Raw genomic sequence first — 2743 nt, forward strand, 5'->3', positions numbered from 1 at the left:
GCAGGTTTTTGCGTGATCTCAACCTCACCTGTATCGAGCAACGCCCACACATCGGTTGAGCCTGCTGGACTTTCCAGACGAATCATTACCTCACCATCCAGTATCTCACTACTCTTATAGCGACCAACCAGCGAATGTTTTTCACGTACATAGTCAAGGATAGTTTGACTGGGGTTTTCCTGCTGTTGAACGGTCTCAACAAAACTTTCAGGCAAGTCAAGCTTGACTGTCTGTTCCTGATTAGAGGTGCTAAACCATTCAGGATGGTTCAGTAACAACCCTGTGGCGGAGAAGAAAAGCAGGACAATAAAGGCAAAGGCAGAAAGCCAGCCATGCACATAACGTGCATGGCGGTAAAAATCACGGCGTTGATACAAGAGACAAGCCTCTCATGGATTCAGGAAGGAATTAAATTAAGCACCACGTTGGAACTTTAATTTAACAATACCAATTTCTGCCTGCGCAGGAAGCGTTTGGGTGGCGGTTTTTGGTGCAACATCCAACTCAATGGTTTGATAAGAGTGGTCACCATGCTCACGTGAGGTTTCGATATGAATCAGATATTTACCCGCATTCACAGCCTTGCCCTGTTCATCCTTGCCATCCCAGGCCAATTTATATTGACCAGGTTGACGTGAGGGCTTCGCCACTGCATCCAGGTTCGGCATTTGACGGCCATAACGGCGCCACCAAACATAGTTGGAGTTGATCCATTTTTCATCCTTACCCCAAACCGCAATGGTACGGACCAGTTTTTTATTGGCATCTGTCACCCATACCGATACATACGGCGCACGATAGTTGTCTACCGCAATTTTTGGAATATTGACTTCAATCTGTGCCTGATAGCCTTTTGGCCATGCGGTTGCCGCTCCACCTGCCGCAACATGGCGCATGATGGCTGGCTGATTGGCATCTAACAGTGTTGACCAGCCCGAACTTTGATACTGTATACCATCCGTGCTGACCAGTTGCGCCTCATATCCCACCAGTTGTTCAATCAACTGAATTCCCTCATGTGCAGGCATTGCAGTTAAAGCGGTTGCCAAGGCATCGGCATCAGCGGCGCATTGCCCCACAACCACACACTGTTCCACTGTTTGCACAGGCTGACCTGTCTGCGGGTTAAGTAGATGAGATTGTCCCGCAAGATCACGATAACCCTGACCACTAAATGCCACAGCCTGATCCTTAACATTGAGAACCTGTGCTGGTGCGGCATTATCAAAACGTTCATTTGGATTCTGGATACCAATTTTCCAGCCTGCCTGTTGTGGAGATTGTCCCCAAACACGCATATCACCACCAATATCAATCAGGATACCCTGCAAATGTGGAACAGCCTGCTGCGCCGCAACCAAGGCACGGTCAATCACATAGCCTTTTGCATAGGCATCTGGAGCCACCTTAATGGCTGGAGCCAGCGTAATTTGTTTGGTCTGTGGATTTAGCTCAATACTTTGTGTTTTTAGCTGTTGTAGTAGTGCTTCCTGCGTCTGGTCATCTAGCTTTTGCACCTGATTGCTGTTTTCCCACAGGCTGATCAGTTGACCTAAACGTGCGTCAAAGCCACCACAGGTTGCACTGCGCCATTGCTCACAGGCTGCAATCACATCATACAGCTCTGATGAAGCCGAAATCTTTTGTTCACGGTTCAGTTGGCTAATTTCACTGTCATCACGCCAAACCGATAAAATCTGGTCAAGTCGGGCAATTTCAGTCTGGATTGCCTCTAAGGCCTTTTCCGCATCTTTCTGGTTTGCTGTGGTGACCACAACATCTAAAGAGGTTCCTAAAACATGGTCCTGATGAAAACGATAGCTTGGTAACTGAACAGGTGCTTCCAGCTTATTTATAGTTGTGGTTGTTTCGTCTGCTTGAACTGCCGTGATTGGCGAGATAAATACAGCCAAGGCTGCCATCAACGGTGATAAACGGAAGATTATCTGAACTGGGCGAAAAAGTTGAGTTGATGACATACGCAGGGTTCCATTCTCTAGGATTTGCCTAAATCAACGTACTGGAAAGATTTATGGCAAATGACTAACTTTATCTGAATTCCTGTTCAGGTTTACAATTTAAGGCCATGCAAAGAAATAATGTTGATTTTTAAGTAAAATCAATAACTTCCTCACAGTTTTAAATAATCATAAACAGGCGAAATATTTTTAAGTCAGAATGCCTGAGCAGGCGGCACAATGAGTAAAAATTTATCGAAATAATATTGCAACTGATACTCGTTATCAAGTAAATTGTAGTAATTCTTTTGCATCTTGTTTAATTATTTAGGAATTCTTTCTATGCGCCATTTGCTTGGTCTTGCCTTACTTGCTGCCCTGCCGACCCTTGGCTTTGCCCATACCGCCAGCCCTTTTTTATTACCAGAAGTATTTGACAGCAAATCTGACAATGTAAGTTTCCAAAGCGGAATTACTGTAGAAAAATTTTTCGTGGCAAGCCGTAACTTTAAAACTACTTACCAAGTCACAGCACCAGATGGCAAAACGGAAACCATTAACCCAGCAGCAGAGTTAAAAAAATTCAACATTGGTGAATTTAACCTGTCGACTGAAGGGACTTACCGTATTCGTACTCAGGATGCGGCAGGGATGCCAAGCAAATATGCCCTGATTGATGGTCGTTGGTTACGTGTTCGCGCACCCCGTCCTGCAAATATGAATGCAATGCCACCACAGGCTGCCAACCCAGAGAAGCGGGACAATCCAGAACAAAAGGCACCTCA

The 2743-nt window shown here is 45.5% G+C and carries 2 protein-coding genes and 1 pseudogene; 1 reads left to right on the forward strand and 2 read right to left on the reverse strand.

Translation table 11 applies throughout. The features are described 5' to 3' along the window. Both B4H32_RS12550 and B4H32_RS12555 read right to left on the reverse strand, forming a co-directional pair. On the reverse strand, positions 1-377 hold a 377-nt coding region (locus B4H32_RS12550), incomplete at its 3' end, for a PepSY-associated TM helix domain-containing protein (protein ID WP_286803358.1). Positions 378-413: 36 nt separating this feature from the next. Continuing rightward, a complete protein-coding gene (locus B4H32_RS12555) occupies positions 414-1979 on the reverse strand; it encodes a DUF2271 domain-containing protein (RefSeq protein ID WP_004682610.1) in 1566 nt (521 codons plus the stop codon). Positions 1980-2300: 321 nt separating this feature from the next. On the opposite strand from B4H32_RS12555, the pseudogene B4H32_RS12560 reads away from it, so the two are divergent. Continuing rightward, positions 2301-2743 (forward strand): annotated as a pseudogene (locus B4H32_RS12560) (DUF4198 domain-containing protein); the annotation flags it as partial.

The organism is Acinetobacter sp. UBA2063 (assembly GCF_002333245.1).
Taxonomy (GTDB): domain Bacteria; phylum Pseudomonadota; class Gammaproteobacteria; order Pseudomonadales; family Moraxellaceae; genus Acinetobacter; species Acinetobacter parvus.

Coding starts and splice junctions, on each gene's coding strand:
- B4H32_RS12555 (WP_004682610.1), bottom strand. CDS start 1,979: ATGTCATCAACTCAACTTTTTCGCCCAGTTCAGATAATCTTCCGTTTA.